Source organism: uncultured Psychroserpens sp. (assembly GCF_947492715.1).
Lineage (GTDB): Bacteria > Bacteroidota > Bacteroidia > Flavobacteriales > Flavobacteriaceae > Psychroserpens.
This window is the reverse complement of sequence record NZ_CANLNS010000031.1, coordinates 1-245: the sequence shown is the minus strand read 5'-3', so window position 1 is coordinate 245 and position 245 is coordinate 1. Positions and strand designations below refer to the sequence as shown.

Here is a 245-nt window from a genome sequence, read left to right as displayed (position 1 = left end):
ACAACGTGTTCATGGGATGTAACTGGTACGCAACCAGCAGAACCAGCAACGGAATGTTATGAAACGGCAACGTTTAACAATACGACGTGTACATGGGATGTCACTGGTAGTCAACCAGCAGAACCTGCAACTGAATGTTATGAGACTGCAACCTTTAATAATACGACTTGTTCATGGGATGTGACCGGATCACAACCAGCAGAACCTGCAACTGAATGTTATGAGACTGCAACATTTAATAATAC

The 245-nt window shown here is 43.3% G+C and carries 1 protein-coding gene; it reads left to right on the top strand.

Going from position 1 to position 245, the window contains the following annotated elements; translation table 11 throughout:
• On the top strand, nt 1-245 hold a 245-nt coding region (locus Q0787_RS19290; RefSeq protein ID WP_298905098.1), incomplete at both ends, for a hypothetical protein.